This window comes from Nocardia abscessus NBRC 100374 (assembly GCF_000308455.1).
GTDB classification, from domain to species: Bacteria; Actinomycetota; Actinomycetes; order Mycobacteriales; family Mycobacteriaceae; genus Nocardia; species Nocardia abscessus.
Window position 1 is genome coordinate 12,206 of sequence record NZ_BAFP01000067.1, and the last position, 17,995, is coordinate 30,200.

The window sequence follows — 17,995 nt, forward strand, 5'->3', positions numbered from 1 at the left end:
GACGGCCATGCGGAACGAGCCCATAGCGATTGTCGCAATGGCGGGCCTCTACCCGGGGGCCCGGGGCATGGAGGCGCTCTGGCAGCTGCTCGTCACCGCCGAACCGGCGACAGCGCCTCCGGGTTTGGACGACCTGGACATCGACATCGCAGCATTCCGCATCCCGCCCGTCCAGCGCGGCTCGATGAGCAGGATGCAAATACTCATGGTGGAGGCGGCTGGGCAGTGCCTCGCCGATGCCGGATATCCGGACCGTCCGTTGCCGAGCGAACGCACTGACGTCGTGGTGGGCACATGTTTCGGGCTCGACCGCCAGTACAAGAACGCGCTGCGAATCGAAAGCGCCCGCTACGCCCGGGAACTAGAGCGGGCAGCGGCGGCTGACCACGACGATCGGGTTCGCCGCATCGCCGGTCGGTTCACCGGCGAGTTGAACACCCGCCTCGCACATCGCCTCGGCGCCTCGCGCCACGATCGGGTCGGCGAGATGGCGAGCACGATCCCGGCGCGCATCGCGGCGACCTTCCAGCTGCTCGGCCGCACGATCGCACTCGAATCCGCCGACGCGACCTCGTTCGTTGCACTGGACACCGCGATGACGAACCTGCGCGCGGGCGCCTCCGACGCGGTGCTGGTGGTGACGGGTCAGCGCAGGGAAGGCTCGCTGATCGAAGAAGCCCTGGCCGCAAAGGGTCTCACTACGAGCCAGGATGGGAGCTTCACGCTGTCCGACGGGGTCGGCGCGCTGCTGCTCAAACGGCAATCGACCGCCGTCGCCGATGGCGACCGCATCTACGCCTCGATTCTCGAGTGCGTCCTGCGCCATGAACCCCACCGTGGCGCATTCCGATACTCGACGACGGCGGATGAGCGGTACCTGCTTGCCCAGCAGTGCCATCTGGCCAGCTCGGTGGACCCGGCGGCGGTGCGTTATGTCGAAAACGTAGGACCGGGGATCGCGGCCGTCGGGGCGGCCGACGTCAAGGGGTTGGGTCAGTTGCTCGGTGACGCCGCGTCGGCTTCGGTGGTCTTCGGTAGTGCCATCGATCGGCTTGGCCACACCTTCGCGAATGCGGGACTTGCCGGTGTCACCAAAGCCGCGCTGGCGCTGCATCACCGCACAATGCCGCCTCAGCGCGCGGGGCTCGCAGACTCGCCGGGTGCGCAGTTCCGCATCGCCTCCAGCCACGAAAGCTGGCCTGCCGAGACGGAATCCGGGTCCAGGTACGCGGCCGTGTGTGGGTCCGCCTTGGGCGGCATGCTCAGCTATCTGCTGCTCGAAGGCCACCCAGCACCCAGATTCGTGACTGCTGCGCGCTCCCGCCCGGCAATGAGCGCCGAACCGATCGCGATCGTCGGGTTCGGCGGAGCTTTCGCCGGGTCCGCGGACGCGGCGAGCTTCTGGTCCAACAGCCGGTCCGGCCGCGGAGGAATCGGCCCGGTACCCGGAACCGTGCTCGATCGTGACCTCTATTTCGCGCCTGGCAAAATTACGCTCACGCACAGCTATTCCGAGATCGGCGCGGCCATGAGGATACCGGATCGGCCACCGGCCGCGCTGCGAATCCCCCCGCGCCGCTACGCGGCGATGGACCCCGCACATCGCATCGCCCTGTCGGTGGCCGGCGAAACGCTCACCCGGTACGGGCGGACGGCGGCGCTGCGCGATCGCACCGGTGTCGTGGCAATCGGGAGCACGCTGTGCCTGGCGACGGAGCGCAGGCGGGCCGGCGATCGGTCGTTCCACGAACTGGAGTCCGCTACCGCCGATGTCGAGGCCTTCGCAGATCTGCCCGCAGCCGCTCGCGCCCGGATTCTCGAGCGTGCCCGCCGCGGCTACGCCCCTGGTGCGGAGCCGCTCGTGCCCGCGGACCTGGACGGATGGCTCGCCAGCGGCGTGGCGGGTGTCATCGCGAGCGAGTACCAACTGCGCGCCGTCCCCATGGCCGTCGAGGCCGCCTGCGCGTCGGCGCTGGCGGCGCTCGACCTATCGGTCATTGCCCTGCGGACGGGCCGCGTCGATTTCGCCCTGGCGGGGGGTGTCGAATTGGCCTGCACAGCACGCGATCTGGTGCTCTGCTCGGCGCTCGGCCTGCTGTCGCCTACCAGGATCACGCCGTTCGACAGCGAGGCCGACGGGTTCAGCCCCGGCGACGGCTGTGCGCTGTTCCTACTCAAACGCCACTCCGACGCGCAGCGCGACGGTGACGAGATCTTCGGCCTGATCCGCGGCGTGGGCGCCGCCAACGACGCGAGATCGCTGATCGCGCCCTCTGTCGATGGCCAGATCAGAGCCATGCGTGCAGCTTTCGAGCAGGTGGACTACGAGCCTGCCGCAGTGGACTATCTCGAGGCGCACGGAACCGGAACCCGCGTGGGAGATCGGGTCGAAATCGCCGCCGCGGCAGCTGTTTACGCCGCACCGCAGCGTGCTCGCCCGCTTGTGATCGGCTCGGGGAAGGCATTGATCGGCCACACTTTCGCGGCAGCGGGCGGAGCTGGATTACTGCACGCGCTACAGGCCATGCGCGCGGGCGTGTTTCCGCACAACACACACCTGAACACGATCAACCCTGATTTGCCATTGCATGACATCCCCGCGGTGCTGCCTCGGGCGTCGGCTCCGTGGCAGGCGGAACCGGGCAGGCCACGCCGGGCGGGTGTGAGCTCCTTCGGCACCGGCGGCATCAACTATCACCTTCTCCTCCAAGAAGACGGGCAGGACTGAGCCAGATGAACTTCGATCTCCCCGCGGACACCGAGGCGATGTGCGCGGCGCTGACCGCCTTCGCCCGCCGCGAACTGGCCGGCGCCGGAACCTTCGCCCCACAGGACTTCCGGCGCCGATGGCAGCTCGCCGGCAAACAGGGGATCCTCGGCGCGACCGTGCCCGAGGAGCACGGTGGTAGCGGCCTGGACGCCGTGACGGCGGTCGCGCTGATGGAAGCCCTCGGGGTCGGCACCGCCGATACTGGATTCGGCTTCTCGGTGGCGGCACACCTGTTCGCCTGCCTGATGCCGATCGTCGAATTCGGCACGCCCGAGCAGCAGTCCCACTGGCTGCCGCGGTTGTGTTCCGGGGAACTGATCGCGGCCCACGCCATCACCGAACCCGAAGCCGGTTCCGATATCTTCGCCATGCGCACCACCGCCGAGCGGCGCGGTGAGGAGTATGTCCTGACCGGCGTCAAGGCATTCACTACGAACGCACCCGTCGCCGATGTGTTCATCGTGCAGGCCGTCACCACCCCCGGCGGCGGATACTTCGGATTGACCACCTTCATCATCGAAGCCGGGACGCCGGGACTGCACACGGGCCCGGCCTATGACAAGGTCGGCCTGCGCGGCTCGCCCACGGGGGAGGTGCACCTGGACCACGTCCAAGTGCCTCTGGATTGCGTGCTCGGCAGCCCAGGTGCGGGCGCCGCGGTGTTCTCCGATTCCATGCAGTGGGAGCGCACCTGCCTGTTCGGCGTCTATCTCGGCGCTATGCGGCGGGTCCTCGAAAGCACCATTGAATTTGCCGGTCAGCGTGTGCAATTCGGTGTGCCCATCGGCGAGTTCCAGGCGGTGAGCCATCGCATCGTCGACATGGTCATGCGGGTAGAGTCCGCGCGGTTGTTGCTGTTCAAGGCGGCCGCGGACCTGACCCGGGGCGGTAGCGGCGAGGTGTGGCCGGCGCTGGCGAAGATCGCGGTCAGCGAGGCGGCGGTGCAAGTCGGCCTGGACGCCATCGGGGTGCACGGCGGCCTCGGGATCACCGATGGCGCAGCCGAAACGCTGCTCCGCGACGCGCTGCCATCGCGAATCTTCTCTGGCACCAATGATATTCAGAAGAACAATATCGCGCGCGCACTGGGACTCGGACGGCGCGGGCCGGTCCGGCGGCGCTGAAAGGCGAGACCAGCCATGCAGGTCATCATTCATCTCATTCAGCTTCATCCCGGTGTCGACCCAGCTACCTTCGAATCATGGGTGCGAACAACCGATTACGCCACCTGTCCCCAACTGCCCAGTGTCCGTGCCTTCAGCGTGCAGCGCGCGGCCCAGTCCGCGGGCGAACCCTGGCACTATTTCGAGATCATCCAGGTGACCAGCCGCGCCGACTTCGAAGCCGATATGCGCACTCCGGCCTTCGCTGGCCTGGTGAGTGCCTTCGACACGATGGCGTCGGTGGTGCAGGAGTTCGCCGGGGTACGGCTGGACCCCGGCTACACGGCTACCTGATTCTTTCTCAGCGTTTTTCAACTCGCATCGACGGGGCATCCTGCGTCCGCTTCGCGACACGGGGGAGCACGCGGTCCAGACCGGCGGGCAGCCACCAGTTCCAGTCACCGAACAGCTTGATAAGCGCGGGCACCAGCACGAGGCGCACCAGGGTCGCATCTATGGTGATGGCGATGGCGAGCGAGAAACCGAACTGCTTCAGCTCCGGGACCGGGGCGATGAGAAAGCTACCGAAGACCGCGACCATGATCGCCGCCGCCGCGGTGATAGGGCGTGCGGTGTGCTCGATGCCGACGGCTATGGCCGAATCGGTGTCGTGACTGTCCTCCCAGGCTTCCTGAATGCGGCGGATGAGGAAGACCTCGTAGTCCATCGACAATCCGAACAGCAGCACGAACACCGTGATGGGAATGTAGACCTGCAAGAACCCGGGGCTGGTGAAACCGAGCAGTCCGGCGCCGTAGCCCCATTGGAAGACCGCGACGGTGAGCCCGGTGGCCGCGGCGGTCGCGAGCAGATTCATCAGGACAGCTTTCACGGGCACGGCGATGCTGCGGAAAATCACCAGCAGGAACAGCAGCGACATGCCGAGGACCAGCATGATGACCCAGGGCAGCTTCTGCGTGGTCTCGTCGGACAGATCGACGAAAGCCGCTGTCGCCCCGCCGACCAGAACCTGTGTATTCGGCATATCCTCGGCCAGGTCATCGCGAATGTGGCGGACCAGGGCGATAGCTTCGCCCGAGTCGATGGCTACCTTCGGCACCACGTTGAGCAGAATCCGGCCATCATTGGTCAGGGTTTCGATATCACCGACGCGGTGATCCCCGGACAAGGTGGTCGCGAGGAGATCGGCCTGCTGCCGGCCCGCGTTGTCCAGCGCGTCGTCGCCGGGCCCGGTGATGACAACCTGAACCGGGGACACCGCGCCGGGGGAGAACGAACGGTCGAGAACAAGCTGCGCCCGGGCCGTCGGCTGGTCGCCCATGGACGTGGTACCGAGATCGATGCCGTAGCGCAGGCTCCCGATCGGGAGCGCGGCGACCACCAGAACGGCCACCGCCGCCGTCGCGAACAGGACCGGACGACGCATCACCAGATGCGCCCAGCGTGCCCACAGACCATGCGCGGCAGCGGAGTCCCAGCGCACATCGGCGGGACGCCATTTCGGGGGCAACTGCCACTTGTTCACCCGAGGGCCGAGAACGGCCAAGACGGCGGGCAACAGCGTCAGCGCGGCGATCAGCGTGCAGATCACCGACACGAGGACGCCGGTGCCGACCTCCCGGAAGATCGGTGACTCCATGATGAAGAAAGAACACACCGAAATGCCCACCACTACACCGGAAAACGCGATGGTGCGTCCCGAGGTGGCGATAGCGACCCCGGTGGCCTCGGCGATCGCCGCCGGGTCGGGTTCGGTGATCGCGCGCCGGGCGAGCTCTTCGCGGAACCGGCTGACGATGAACATCGCGTAGTCGATGCCGATTCCGGTGCCGATCATCGTGACGATGGTGATCAGGAAGGCGTCGAAGGTCAGCCCGAAGCTGAGCAGGTAGAGCACACCGAAGGTGAGGGTGAGCCCGGCGATGGCGAGCAGCAGCGGCAATGCGGCGGCCAGCGCGGCGCCGAAGGCCAGCACCAGGATCACCAGCGCGAGTGGCAGGCCGATCGACTCGGCCTCGGTTGTCGCTGCGGTCTCTACCGCGGTGAGATCGTTCGTAATCGGCGAGAAACCGGTCACATTCGCCGTCACTCCCGCCCCGGCGGCCCCGGCGACTGCCCGCTGTAAGGCGGCCGCGCGCGCGGGCAGCGAGCTCGCGTCACCCTCCAAGCCGACCAGCGCCAAGGCCGCGTGCCCATCCTCGGATACCTGATTCTTCGCGATCGGATCGAACGGCCCGACCACGGTGACCACTCCGGTTTCGGCGCGGGCCGCCGCCAGCACACGATCGACGACGGCCCGCCGGCCGGCATCGGCGACAGCGCCGTCCGGACTGTCGAACACAATGACGTCCTGCTCGTTACCCAGGCCGGAGAAATGCCGTTGGACCAGTGTCGAGGCTCGCGTCGACGCCGCTTGGTCCACCCCGTAGTTCGGGGCCTTCAGCTGGCCGGTCACGAGCGGGAAAACTGCGCCGCACGCGATCATCAGTACGACCCAGGCCGTGATGACCAAGCGGCGGTGGCGTGCCATGAGGGCACCCCAGTGGTGGCGTCTCATCCTGTGTCTCTCGCTAGTCGGGATGCGCATGCTCGTCAGAGCGCACGCAACGATGCGGCCGGATCCCGGCGGGGTGCCCGGGGAAAACGTTGCGCTGAATAGCCCAGGCGCGCAACGAAAAACACCTGCCCGCTCAGCGCGAACTCCGTTTGGAACCGGGCGCGCAGGTCCTCGTGCTGGATGACAATGCTGATCGGGTGCAGCACCAGGCCCGCGTCGGTGGCCCGCAGCCATACATCGGTGAGCATCTCCCCGGCGGTGAGCAGCTCGTCATCGTCGGCGGTCGAATCCGGCAGGCTCAGCGCGACCACCGCCGGGGAACGTCGGACGACAGCGGCGAGCTGTCCGGCGAGAATCCGCGGGAACCCGGTCGCACTCAGCGCCCGCATGGTGACGGGGGCCAGCACGATGCGCCGCAGCAGAATCTGTGGGCGGGAGAGCGGGCCGAACAGGTGCGTGTAGGTGAAGCCGTCGCCGCGATCCCGTGCTTCGGTCTCGGTGCGGCGGATGAAGGAGTGTGTCTCCCGCCACGCCGCGGAGTGCGTGAAATCCCGGCCGGCGTGGCGAGCGACGAAGCGCACAAACCGGTTTCGATCGTCTTCGGACGTCAGATACCGGACATGAATTCGTTGCCTACCCTCCGCGTCGCAGCGGACCAGCATGTCCAGAACGTCCGCCGGGACTGGCTTGTCCAGGTACGGCCCCCGATCGGTCTGCCGCGCCACGGCGAGACGCCGTAACTGCGTGAGGGGTTCGGCCGTCTCGCCGGTGCGCTGGAGTCGGATCAGTCGCAGCGGACGCCAGTGGGCGGGGAGGCCGAACATGCCGAGGTCAGCGGCTGCCGAGGTCACGACAGCGCGCACCATCCAGCCCTGGGCGGCCAACGCCCGCTGCGCGAGTCCCCAGAACAGCCCGCAGCTGAGCTGCATTTCCGCGTGATGGGCGGGCAATGCCTCGAGCTCACGGGCACGATCGGCTGCGAGCAGCAGGAACTCGTCACCGGTGTCGGAGTCGGCGCACAATGCCGCGGCGCGACGGCGGGCCAGGTCGCTGACGACCTGTGCCAAACCCCACGGCTGGCTGTTGTGCGAGGATGGTGATCGTGCCGCGATGTCCGCAGCCGTCGCCAGCGCGGCGCTGAACGAGAGTTCCGCCTGCCGACGTGATCTCGGGATTGCCATGGTCACCTCCGTGCTCTACCAGATCAGGGCCAGGGAGTAGCCGGTGCGCTCGACCGCCCAGGCACGCTGCGGCCATCGGTCGGCGGCGGCCGCGGTCCGCAAGTGCGGGCCCGCGGCCCACTGGAATTCGCCGTCCGGGTGCCACCGGGTGAGCCGCACCTCGCGGGGATCCACGCGCAGGCCGAACCCGAAATACTTGAGTACCGCCTCCCGGCACGCCCACCGCAGCGGCGTCCCCATCGTGTCGAGCCGCGAGTGCCCGCCGCCGGTCTCCGCGGGGGTCGCGGTCCCAAGCCCGGCCACCAGCAGCGGCGAGAACACCCGGTTTCGCTCCAGGTCGATCCCGACCGGACCGGACATGCACGCCGCGATGGCGAGATCGCCGGAGTGCGAGATGCTGATCCCGACAGCGGCGTCCACCACCGGCATACCCGCGCGGGGCCCGGCGCCGATGGTCCGCACCACGATGTCATTGGTGGCGTCGAGGATGTCGAAGTGTCGCTGCCGGTACGCCTGGACGGCATGCTTGGCTGCCAGCCGTCCGGCCAGCCACTCGGCGCGCCGCTTGGGAGTCGGCAAGGCCGCCGCGTGGGCCGCCTCCGCGGCGGACATGTGCTGTGCCGTGGTCACCGAATTTGTCGACACGACGGCAATAGTCGGCCCTGCGGCCGTGTGTGAAATGTGCAGCGGCCGCGCAGGATCCAGTATGCAGTTCTCGCGTGGCGGCATTTCCGATATCTCCAGTATGTGAATGGTGTCATTCTCGATGCGGCCGTTGACGATTCCGCTGACCGATTGCTGACGTATTGTGCCGGGTCACCGCAGGTAGGCTCGATCCTCGTCAGGATTGCGGAAACTATTGACCTGCTGTTGATTCCGTGGGTAGCTTGGCCGGAGTTCGTCCGAATCGATTATCAAGTACGACCCCGATTCCGCGAGTGTTCGATTCGCCGAATGCATATCGGGTCGTTACGTAGGGGCTGGCATGAAGACCTCGTCCATGGATACTGTCGTCGCCGCGCGCAACTGGGTCGATCTCGTCGCCACGCGAGCTCGGCAATTCGGTGATCGCAGTGCATATATTTTCCTCGATGAGAACGGTCGGGAATCCGACGTTCTCACCTACCGCGAGCTGGATCGGCGCGCCCGGGCGATAGCGGACCGATTGGCCACCCGGCTCGACCGCGGCGACCGTGCGCTACTGCTGTACCCGGCCGGACTGGACTATGTCACCGCGTTCTTCGGATGCCTCTACGCCGGCGTGATCGCCGTGCCGCTGTACGAGCCGACGCGCAACCGGGCCGAACAGATCGACGCGGTCGCACGGGATTGCGCCGCCGCCGCTGTGTTGACCACGCACGACATCGTCCTGCATCCATCCGCGTACGGAACGCAGCACTCGTTCGCCGCCCTGCCGCGGGTCGCCACCGATGCGTTGGTGAGTATCGATGACCCGGAACCGGCGGCGACGACAGTCGACGGCTCCACCGTCGCCTACCTGCAATACACCTCTGGCTCCACGGCCACGCCCAAGGGCGTGATCATCGACCACGCCATGGCGCTGCACCAGAGCGCGGACATGGCCCACTGCTGGCAGGTCGTGCAGGACGACACCATCGTGTCGTGGCTGCCACACTTCCATGACTTCGGACAGGTCACCGGTATCCTGCTGCCTGTTTACGCCGGGTGCAGCGCTGTACTCATGGCACCGTCCACCTTCGTCAAGAACCCCGTCCGCTGGCTCGACGCCATTACCGCCTACCACGGAACCCATAGTGGCGCACCAAATTTCGCACTCGACCTGTGCGTGGACAAAACCACACCGCAGCAGCGCGCTGCACTGGACCTCAGCAGTTGGCGGGCGTTGAGCAATGGCGCCGAGACTGTGCGCCGGGCCTCGCTCGACCGCTTCGAGGCCACGTTCGCGCAGTGTGGGCTCAGCGCAACCGCGCTTACGCCCGGGTACGGCCTTGCCGAGGCCACCCTCAAAGTGACGTGCGCCGATGTGCGCGGCAGGCGCCTGGCGGTGCGATTCGATCGACAGGCACTCGGTCTCGGCAAGGCCGAACCGACCGCCGCCGCGGATGGCGTCGACTGTGTCGGCCTCGGCGTCACCGCCTTGTCCACCGAGCTCGCCATCGTCGACTCGGCAACCGCGTTTCCCCTGCCCGACGGCCGGGTCGGCGAGATCTGGGTTGCCGGGCCTGCCGTGTCGCCCGGCTACTGGCAGCGGCCGGAGGACACCGCACGGACCTTCGGCGCCCGGATCGAGGGCGACGACCGCGGCTGGCTGCGGACCGGCGATCTCGGGTTCGTGTACGCGGGCGAGATGTTCATCTGCGGCCGCGTGAAAAACATGATGATCGTCAACGGTGTCAACTACTACCTCGAAGACATCGAGGGCACGTTGGCCGACGGGCACGATGCACTGCGGGCGGGCAGTGTCCTGGCTTTCGGCATCGAGAGAGGGGGGCAGGAGGGCCTGGTTCTCGTGGCTGAGTACCGGCCGGAAAGCGGGACCGAGCCGGCGCCGCTGGCCGTCGCGATGGTGGAGCTCGTCGCCCGGCGGCACGGCGTCCATCCGGCGGCGGTCGTCCTGATCGCCCACGGCACGATACCGCGTACTACCAGCGGAAAACTGCGCCGCCAGGAGTGCCGCAACGACTTTCAAGCCGGCCGACTATCCGAGATACACCGCTGGGAAGGCGTGACCACCACAATGACGGAAACCACCACTGAGCACAGTGCCCCTGATTCATCCGGCGTGCGGAGCATGAGCGAGCTGATGCGGCTCGGTTTGATCGAGCAGGTGCGGACCTGGATGTCGGACCGCCCAGGCACCGACGGATCCGCCCTGGATCTGAGCCGATCGCTCATCGACCACGGCCTCGGCTCGATCGACCAGATCGATCTGCACGAAAGCCTCGAGACCTGGGCGGGTAAGCGGTTCCCCGCGGAACTGATCTGGGATTCGAGAACCGTCGAGGACATGGTGGAAGCTATTGCAGACGCCTTGAGCCCCGCGACCGCGAGGATGTGAGATGCGACTTCGTTCTGTAGCGGCCGGTCTGCCGTCGCGCACGGTGACCAACGCGGATATCCTTCGGATGATCGCCGAACACAGCTCGGGCGGCTTCGATGGCAACCTCGACGACACGTTGCGCGCGATTGATTCCATGCTGCGTTTCACCGGTTCGGACGAGCGGCGCTGGCTCGACGCCGGCGAGCGGCCGATCGAGTTGCTCCGAAACGCCACGAAAACCGCGCTGGACCAGGCGCAGGTGCGCGCCTCCGAGGTCGATCTGCTGATCTACACCGGTATCGGGCGCGGATTCATCGAACCCGGTGGTGCCTACCATTGCGCCACCGCACTCGGGTTCGGCGAACTGGACTGCTTCGACATCATCGACGCCTGCATGAGCTGGACGCGCGCCGTACAGGTGGCGGAATCGATGATGCGGACGGGTCGCTACCGCACCGCGGTGATCGTCAATGCGGAGTTCAGTCTACGGATGGGCGGGATGGTATTCCCCCACCTGTTCACCTTGCCCAACCGGGAAGCGCTCGCCTCGATCTTCCCGGCCTACACCCTCGGGGAGGCCGCGACGGCGACCGTACTGAGCGCGGAGGATGATCCGTGGGATTTCCGGTTCGTCTCCCGTCCGGATCTGGCACCGCTGTGCAATGTGACGTTGCCGGGCTATGAGGGTTTCTGCGAACCGTCGGACAAGCTGGCCGCCAACGGCGTCGGGTACTTCAGCTCGTTCGGGGCGGAGATGCACGAAGTCGGCGTGGCCGACACGCTGGATGTCTTCCAACGTCTCGCAGTGAATCCCGAGAAAGTCTCCGCACTGTTCACCCATGCCTCCAGTAAGCGCCAGTGGCAGCTGATGGCCGACAGCGTCGGGCTCGGCGAGGCGATCCATCACATCTTCCCCACGACCGGCAACATCGTGTCGGCGTCGGTGCCCGCCGCGATGGCCTCGGCGATCGCGGCCGGTGCACTGCAGCGGGGTGAGCGCGCGGTCGGTTGGGTCGGCAGTGCCGGAATGTCTTTCGGCGCATTCACTTTCGTCTATTGACGAGCATCGGAAACGGGGTAGTCACATGCTCACACATCTCGCCAAGGCCGTTGGCTGCGCGGCGCTCGGCGCTGCCGAGTACTCGATCGGTTCGATGCGTCTGCGTAAGCAGGACAACCGGGAGGAGCGGCGTGCCCGCGCGATCGTCGACTTTCTGCTGCGGATGGGGCCGATCTACATCAAGATCGGCCAGATCGCGGCGACCAGATCGGATCTGCTGCCCGAAGCCTGGGTGAACAACCTACGTGTGTTGCAGGACAACACCCCGCACATGAGCGAGGACCGGACCCGGCGGGCCATTGAGCGTGAGATCGGCGCCCCATTGGCATCGAGGTTTCGGTCGTTCGACCTGGTGCCGATCGCCAGTGCCTCGGTCGCCCAGGTACACATCGCCGAACTGATCGACGGCCGCAAGGTCGCGGTGAAGTTGGTCAAGGATTCGGTGCCCGCCCAGATCGAAAACAGCTTGAGGTCACTGAGGACCGCGGTGCGGGTGGCCCACGCCGTGGCGTGGCCGGTGCGGTACCTGGACCTGCCCACACGGTTCGACGAAGTCGCCAGGCTGCTGCGGCCACAGGCCGACATGACCCACGAAGCTACCCAACAGCGGCGCATCCACGCCAACTTCGCGGCGCACCCATTCGTGAAAGTACCCGCGGTGATCGACGAATTCATCACCGCGCGGATGCTGGTGATGGAGTACATGGCGGGCATTCCGGGCAAGGACGCCGCCACGGTGGGGGTCCCCCCCGAGCGCCTCGCGCAGCGGCTGCAGGACGCGATCTACACGATGCTGTATATGCACGGCATCTGCCACGGGGACCCGCATCCGGGCAACGTCATGTTCACCACCGACGGTGAAGTGATCCTGGTGGACTACGGCGTCACCGCCGAGCTCAGCGAGGACGAGAAGTGGGGTCTGTCCTCATTCTACTACGCGTGCAGCCGCAAAGAATGGGGCATTGCCGTCGAGCGGTTCACTCGGCACTTTGTGCTCGCCGCGCCGACCCTGGCCGAGCGCCGCGAAGCCTACGACGCGGAAATGGCGCAGGTATTGCGCCAGCATTTCGACATCTCCTACAACAGGTGGTCGACTGTTGCCTACTTCAACGACGTCAATGCGGTGCTGCGCCGCTATGATGCGCGGTACACCACCACGTTCACCAAGGTGGAGTTGGTCTTCCTGTCGGGTGAAGGTTTCGCGACCCAGATCGACCCCGACATCAATATCTGGTCGAATGCACGAAAATTCACCGATCGCTACGCGCCGTACATGAGCGCCGAGGTGGAGCAGCGGTTCGAAGCCGAATTCCAGGAGCAGATGCCCGGGTCGCTGGCCATGCGCGATCGCGCTCAAACGACGCTCGTTGCGCCAACGCACATCGACCGCTACTTCTTCCCCAGTAACTTTCCGGTGTTCGTCGAGGAAGCCGTCGGCGGCAGCGTGACCGATTGTGATGGAAACACTTTCATCGACCTGTCCGGCGGCTACGGGCCGCACTTGCTCGGGTATGCGCATCCGGCGATCAACGCCGCGATCGCGGGCGGTTTGGCCAAGGGGCTGGTGAACGGGATCGGCAACACACCGGAGTTGGAGCTGGCCGAGAAGCTGGTCGCCGCCTTTCCAGCCGCAGAGAAGGCAGTGCTGTGCAATTCAGGTACCGAATCGGTGCTGTTCGCCATTCGGATGGCGCGCGGATATCGGCGGCGGACCTTGGTGGCGAAGTTCGAGGGGCACTACCACGGCTTTTCCGACCAGGCGATGGTGAGTTCGTGGTTCCGGTTCGCCGGCACCAAGGAACGTCCCGAACCGGTGGCCGGCTCGCTCGGCACCGATCCGGCCGCGGTCGCGGGCACCCTCGTGATGCAGTACGGCGATATCGCCGGTCTGGCCCGGCTGCGCGAACACGCCGACGAGCTGGCATGCGTTGTCCTGGAACCTATGCCGACCTCGGTGGTCACACTGAACGTGGACTTCCTGCGCGAACTGCGCGGCCTGTGCACCGAACTCGATATCCCGTTGATCTTCGATGAGGTGGTTTCCGGTTTCCGGGTCGCTTACGGCGGCGCGCAGGTGCTCGCCGACGTGCCCCCCGATCTCACCTGCCTCGGCAAAGTGATCGGCGGCGGGCTGCCGTGCGGGGCGGTGATCGGCAAGGGATATCTGATCGATATGGCCAAGAGTTCGCAGGATCCGTTCTACGACTACGAGAACAAGGTATTCGCAGGTGGCACGCTGAGCGGCAATTCGCTCACCTGCACAGCGGGTCTCGCGGTGTTGGACCACCTCGACAGCCACCCCGAGATCTATCCCCAGCTCGAAGCCAATACTCAGCATCTCGCGCAGCTGATGCGAGAGGCGACGCAGTCTCGGGGGATCGCCTGCCGGATCAATGCTCAGCACTCGATCTTCTCGCTGAATTTCAGCCACCGCGCCGCAGGGCTGTATCGGGAACGGATGGCGGGCAGCAACTTCAAAGCTACAATCGCGCTGGCGTATTACATGCGCAAGCACTACGTCTACCTGCCCGAAATGCACAGCTTCTTGATCAGCGCTGCGCACGGTGTCGAGGACCTCGACCAGATCGCGCACGCCTTCGAGAAGAGCCTCGACGAAATGCTGGCCGACCAGTTGTTCGTCACCTAGGAGTGATGGGCGGACGGCAGCCTGCGGTGCCGTCAGATCCATCGCGAACCACTCACCGCGGTACTCCTTCCAACCCCGAGGAGGTACCGCGGTGAGTGCTGTGCGGGTCGGTCGGTGCGAAGGCGACCCGTTCCAGCAGTTCCAATGCCTCGGCGAGAGTCGCCATTTCGGTTGGGGCGAGCTGCTCGGCCAGGGCGCGGGTGAGGAAGTTATCCGTGGCTGTGGTCCGTACCCCCCGCACCCAGCCGCGCCCTTCCTCGGTGAGCGCGAGCCGGATTCGGCGGGCGTCCACGCTGTCCCGCTCGCTGACGACCAGGCCACGGTCCCGGAGACCATCGACGACATTGCGGATGGTCTGGGGTCTGAGTCGCTCGATCTGAGCCAGGTCCGCCGAGGACATCGGGCCGCCGCGCTCGAGGCGGCCGAGAACCGAAATCTGGGTCAGCGTCAAACCCGCGAGCGCGCTGTCGTTGCGGGTGTGTCGCAGGATCAGACCAGAGACGATCCGCAGCCGCGCCGCCAGCGCTGTCACGTCGATGTGCTGCCGCTCCCGGTCCGGGTCGTCCCGTTCGGCGATCGTCGGTCGCCGGTCCGATACAGCTTGCGGCCAGGCGGTCTCGGCGATCGGTGGGTAGGCCATGCGGTAGCGGTGGATACGGGTGTGTCGATACGTCATTGCGTCCCTTCACGGCGGACATGTGGACCGCCAACCAGTCTCGATGACAGCCGCCGTCGAATTCTGTACCGAGTGCGACAAACTCTTACCCCGATGCGACACCGGGTACGCCGAGTGCGGCCGCACGGACGGCACTGGGGGGTCGTCCCCACCAGCGGTGACTGCACCGGGTGAATGCGGATTGACTCGACAGGCTGAGCAATCCGGCGATCTGGTTCAGCGACAGAGTGGTCCCGGTCAGATAACGGTGCGATACCCGCTTGCGCACGTCGTCGACGATGGCGGTCAGGCTGGTGCCCTCCCGCTCGAGCCTGCGCTGCAAGGTGCGCCGGTGCAGGTGCAGTGCGTCTGCCACCCTATCGAGGTCGGGGGCCGTGCTACCGAGCAATCGCGAGACCACGGCGGCGACCTGTGGCGCCAGCTCGGTGCGTTCCTCCGGGAGCTGGCGGGCCAGCATGGCGAGCGCGAGTTCGCGTACCTGCCGGTCGCCGGTCCCGGCGACCGGCCAGGTCAGCACGGCGTGTGGGATGCGCAACAGGGCCGCGGGCCGGCGATCCCGCACCGGCGCCTCGAAGAAGTTCTCGTACACCGACAGTGGCGCCGGCGCCGGATAGGGCAGCTCGACGCTGCGCAGTCCGTAACTGCGGCCCGCCAGCGTCGCGATGATGCGGTGCATGCAGCCCAGGCCGAAGTCATTGGCCTGCCAGGTCCCGTGATCGTAGGTCGGCGGACCGTACCGGAGCGCGACAACGCCGGTGGCCTGATAGGGATCCGGGGCGACGGTGATGCGCAGCGACCGGCTGTGCACGGAGAGGTATTGCGACGCAGCGTTCAGCGCGCCCGCGAGTGTCGAAGAGTTGTGCAGCGCCATCGCCAGGGCGCCGAGCATTCCGGTACCGGTGCGTTGGGCGAGGCGCAGTCCGATGTCCGGGCAACCCAGCTCGGTCGCCGCCAGCCGCAATGCTTCGGCTACCGCCAGTTCCGGTATCGGCAAGTCGTCTTCGTCCAATGCCCGAATCGGCAGCCCCGCCCGGGTGGCGTATCGCTCGGGATCACCTCCCAGCTCATTGATGATCGGGCGGAATGCTCGCAGCGACGCGGATCTGGCAACGGATATATCGGACATGCCGGATAGCGTATGTCGCGCAGGGTGAAGTATCGGTCGCGAAGGCGGGGTGATTTCTCACAGCGGTGTCCGATCCATATGCCAATGTGGCACAGCAAGTGCAACTGCACGGTGCCGTATCGCAATTCGCTGATAACCTTCGCCAGGTGAGTTTGAACCCGGCGCATATGCGGACATCTTTAGATACCGCCTTTAGCCAGGTCGGCAACATCTTTGCGCTATCTAATGATCTGCTGCGCAAGACGTTCAAGCGGCCTTTTCAATTCAGAGAGTTCATCGAACAGTCGTGGTTCGTCGCGAGTGTTTCGATTCTGCCCAGTGCATTGGTTGCCATCCCGTTCGGCGCCGTCGTGGCATTGCAGACGGGATCGCTGATCAAACAACTCGGCGCCGAATCGTTTACCGGCGCGACCAGCGTGCTGGCCACCGTGCAGCAGGCCGCGCCCGTGGTGACGGCGTTGATCATCGCCGGCGCCGCGGGTTCCGCCGTCGCCGCCGATCTCGGCTCCCGGACCATCCGCGAGGAGATCGACGCCATGGAGGTTCTCGGCATCGATCCCGTGCAGCGGTTGGTCGTCCCGCGAGTCCTCGCGATGATGCTGGTGGCGGCGCTGCTCAACGGCCTGGTCTCGGTGGTCGGCATCGCGGGCGGCTATTTCTACAATGTGCTCCTGCAAGGCGGCACACCTGGTGCGTACCTGGCCTCGTTCTCCGCGCTGGCCCAGCTGCCCGACCTGTGGGTGGGGGAAATCAAGGCGCTGCTGTTCGGATTCATCGCAGGGGTGATCGCCGCCTACAAGGGTCTGCATCCCGGCCGCGGCCCGAAGGGTGTCGGCGAGGCGGTGAATCAGTCGGTGGTCATCACCTTCATGATTCTCTTCTTCGTGAATTTGATTGTGACGCTCGTGTATCTGCAGGTCATCCCCGCCAAGGGGGCGTGATCGATGGCGACGAAGTACCACCCTCCGCGTATTGCCAAGACGAACCGCAGACTAGGTGGAATCGTCCGTGCGCCAATGGATGTCATCGACCGTGCGGGCGAGCAGATGGTGTTCTACTCGCGCACCGTCGCCTGGATTCCGCGCACGGTCGTGCACTATCGCAAGGAGGTCATGCGACTGCTGGCCGAAGTGACCTTCGGGAGCGGCGCGCTCGCGGTGATCGGCGGCACCATCGGCGTCATCGTCTTCATGTCCGGCTCGGTCGGCGTGGTTGTCGGCCTGCAGGGCTTCAAGGCTCTCGACGCGCTCGGCAGCTCGACCTTGACCGGCTTCCTCACCGGCTACATCAATACTCGCGAGATCGCGCCTCTGGTTGCGGCGCTGGCACTTTCGGCGACGGTGGGCTGCGGTTTCACGGCGCAGCTGGGCGCCATGCGAATCTCCGAGGAGATCGACGCGCTCGAGGTGATGGCGGTACCCGGTGTGCCGTTTCTGGTGTCCACCAGAGTGATTGCCGGTTTCGTCGCGGTGATCCCGCTCTACGTCGTCGGGCTGCTCGGCACCTTCGTCGCCTCTCGGCTGATCAGCATCTGGTTCAACGGGCAGTCCAGCGGGTCCTACGACCACTACTTCGGGCTGTTCCTGCCACCGGAGGACGTGCTCTATTCGTTCCTCAAGGTGCTTGTCTTCGCGTTCGTCATCATCCTGGTGCATTGCTACTACGGCTTCCACGCAACGGGCGGGCCGGCCGGGGTCGGCGTCGCGGTCGGCCGGGCGGTGCGCGCGGCCATCGTGCTGGTCAATGTGCTGGATCTGTTTCTCGGCCTGGCCCTGTGGGGCACGACAACCACCGTCCGGATCGCCGGATGAGCAGGGAGCTAGAGCATTGAA

At 66.2% G+C, this 17,995-nt stretch carries 13 protein-coding genes; 8 read left to right on the forward strand and 5 right to left on the reverse strand.

Annotated features, from left to right (window positions below):
- Positions 1 to 7 precede the first annotated feature (7 nt).
- From ON19_RS13305 to ON19_RS13315, 3 genes are read left to right on the forward strand one after another with little or no spacing between them, the layout of a single operon-like run.
- Positions 8 to 2,728, forward strand: a complete 2,721-nt coding sequence (locus ON19_RS13305; protein ID WP_051168827.1) for a beta-ketoacyl [acyl carrier protein] synthase domain-containing protein — start codon at positions 8 to 10, stop codon at positions 2,726 to 2,728.
- 5 nt (positions 2,729 to 2,733) lie between these two features.
- Positions 2,734 to 3,894, forward strand: a complete 1,161-nt coding sequence (gene redW / locus ON19_RS13310; RefSeq protein ID WP_043690923.1) for an L-prolyl-[peptidyl-carrier protein] dehydrogenase — start codon at positions 2,734 to 2,736, stop codon at positions 3,892 to 3,894.
- 15 nt (positions 3,895 to 3,909) lie between these two features.
- Complete coding sequence (locus ON19_RS13315) at positions 3,910 to 4,227, forward strand: RedY/HapK family protein (RefSeq protein WP_043690925.1); 318 nt, start codon at positions 3,910 to 3,912, stop codon at positions 4,225 to 4,227.
- A gap of 7 nt (positions 4,228 to 4,234) precedes the next feature.
- Here the strand turns inward: ON19_RS13315 and ON19_RS13320 are convergent, their stop codons facing one another.
- The 3 genes from ON19_RS13320 to ON19_RS13330 all read right to left on the reverse strand — a co-directional run bounded on the left by ON19_RS13320 (position 4,235) and on the right by ON19_RS13330 (position 8,277).
- A complete protein-coding gene (locus ON19_RS13320; protein ID WP_083899343.1) occupies positions 4,235 to 6,424 on the reverse strand; it encodes an MMPL family transporter in 2,190 nt (729 codons plus the stop codon).
- A gap of 62 nt (positions 6,425 to 6,486) precedes the next feature.
- Positions 6,487 to 7,632 carry a hypothetical protein gene (locus tag ON19_RS13325; protein WP_043690982.1) on the reverse strand — a complete coding sequence of 382 codons (1,146 nt, stop codon included), beginning with the start codon at positions 7,630 to 7,632 and terminating at the stop codon, positions 6,487 to 6,489.
- Positions 7,633 to 7,647: 15 nt separating this feature from the next.
- Positions 7,648 to 8,277, reverse strand: coding sequence for a 4'-phosphopantetheinyl transferase family protein (locus ON19_RS13330; RefSeq protein WP_218006406.1), 630 nt, complete (start codon positions 8,275 to 8,277; stop codon positions 7,648 to 7,650).
- Between the two features lie 340 nt (positions 8,278 to 8,617).
- Here ON19_RS13330 and ON19_RS13335 point away from each other — a divergent pair, with 340 nt between their 5' ends.
- The 3 genes from ON19_RS13335 to ON19_RS13345 are packed head-to-tail and all read left to right on the forward strand — an operon-like array spanning position 8,618 to position 14,361.
- Positions 8,618 to 10,672 (forward strand): AMP-binding protein, encoded by a 2,055-nt coding sequence (locus tag ON19_RS13335; RefSeq protein ID WP_051168830.1) that lies wholly within the window; start codon positions 8,618 to 8,620, stop codon positions 10,670 to 10,672.
- Position 10,673: 1 nt separating this feature from the next.
- Entirely contained in the window at positions 10,674 to 11,714 is a 1,041-nt protein-coding gene (locus tag ON19_RS13340) for a 3-oxoacyl-[acyl-carrier-protein] synthase III C-terminal domain-containing protein (RefSeq protein ID WP_043690931.1), read from the forward strand.
- Positions 11,715 to 11,739: 25 nt separating this feature from the next.
- Positions 11,740 to 14,361 (forward strand): aminotransferase class III-fold pyridoxal phosphate-dependent enzyme, encoded by a 2,622-nt coding sequence (locus ON19_RS13345; RefSeq protein ID WP_043690932.1) that lies wholly within the window; start codon positions 11,740 to 11,742, stop codon positions 14,359 to 14,361.
- A gap of 52 nt (positions 14,362 to 14,413) precedes the next feature.
- On the opposite strand, the gene ON19_RS13350 is transcribed toward ON19_RS13345, so the two are convergent.
- The gene (locus tag ON19_RS13350; protein ID WP_083899344.1) at positions 14,414 to 15,037 is read right to left on the reverse strand and encodes a MarR family winged helix-turn-helix transcriptional regulator; all 624 of its coding nucleotides are present in this window, start codon (positions 15,035 to 15,037) and stop codon (positions 14,414 to 14,416) included.
- Between the two features lie 85 nt (positions 15,038 to 15,122).
- On the reverse strand, positions 15,123 to 16,163 hold the full coding sequence (locus ON19_RS13355; protein WP_174377694.1) for an AraC family transcriptional regulator: 1,041 nt from the start codon (positions 16,161 to 16,163) through the stop codon (positions 15,123 to 15,125).
- A 167-nt stretch (positions 16,164 to 16,330) separates the two neighbouring features.
- On the opposite strand from ON19_RS13355, the gene ON19_RS13360 reads away from it, so the two are divergent.
- Positions 16,331 to 17,104: an MlaE family ABC transporter permease gene (locus ON19_RS13360; protein ID WP_043690994.1), complete on the forward strand. Its 774-nt coding sequence runs from the start codon at positions 16,331 to 16,333 to the stop codon at positions 17,102 to 17,104.
- Positions 17,105 to 17,107: 3 nt separating this feature from the next.
- Positions 17,108 to 17,974 (forward strand): MlaE family ABC transporter permease, encoded by an 867-nt coding sequence (locus tag ON19_RS13365; protein ID WP_051168832.1) that lies wholly within the window; start codon positions 17,108 to 17,110, stop codon positions 17,972 to 17,974.
- Positions 17,975 to 17,995 lie beyond the last annotated feature (21 nt).

Excerpts from the sequence above, each read along its gene's own strand:
- ON19_RS13305 (WP_051168827.1), top strand. The coding sequence starts at position 8 with ATGCGGAACGAGCCCATAGCGATTGTCGCAATGGCGGGCCTCTACCCG.
- redW (WP_043690923.1), top strand. The coding sequence starts at position 2,734 with ATGAACTTCGATCTCCCCGCGGACACCGAGGCGATGTGCGCGGCGCTG.
- ON19_RS13315 (WP_043690925.1), top strand. The coding sequence starts at position 3,910 with ATGCAGGTCATCATTCATCTCATTCAGCTTCATCCCGGTGTCGACCCA.
- ON19_RS13320 (WP_083899343.1), bottom strand. The coding sequence starts at position 6,424 with ATGGCACGCCACCGCCGCTTGGTCATCACGGCCTGGGTCGTACTGATG.
- ON19_RS13325 (WP_043690982.1), bottom strand. The coding sequence starts at position 7,632 with ATGGCAATCCCGAGATCACGTCGGCAGGCGGAACTCTCGTTCAGCGCC.
- ON19_RS13335 (WP_051168830.1), top strand. The coding sequence starts at position 8,618 with ATGAAGACCTCGTCCATGGATACTGTCGTCGCCGCGCGCAACTGGGTC.
- ON19_RS13340 (WP_043690931.1), top strand. The coding sequence starts at position 10,674 with ATGCGACTTCGTTCTGTAGCGGCCGGTCTGCCGTCGCGCACGGTGACC.
- ON19_RS13345 (WP_043690932.1), top strand. The coding sequence starts at position 11,740 with ATGCTCACACATCTCGCCAAGGCCGTTGGCTGCGCGGCGCTCGGCGCT.
- ON19_RS13350 (WP_083899344.1), bottom strand. The coding sequence starts at position 15,037 with ATGACGTATCGACACACCCGTATCCACCGCTACCGCATGGCCTACCCA.
- ON19_RS13355 (WP_174377694.1), bottom strand. The coding sequence starts at position 16,163 with ATGTCCGATATATCCGTTGCCAGATCCGCGTCGCTGCGAGCATTCCGC.
- ON19_RS13360 (WP_043690994.1), top strand. The coding sequence starts at position 16,331 with ATGCGGACATCTTTAGATACCGCCTTTAGCCAGGTCGGCAACATCTTT.
- ON19_RS13365 (WP_051168832.1), top strand. The coding sequence starts at position 17,108 with ATGGCGACGAAGTACCACCCTCCGCGTATTGCCAAGACGAACCGCAGA.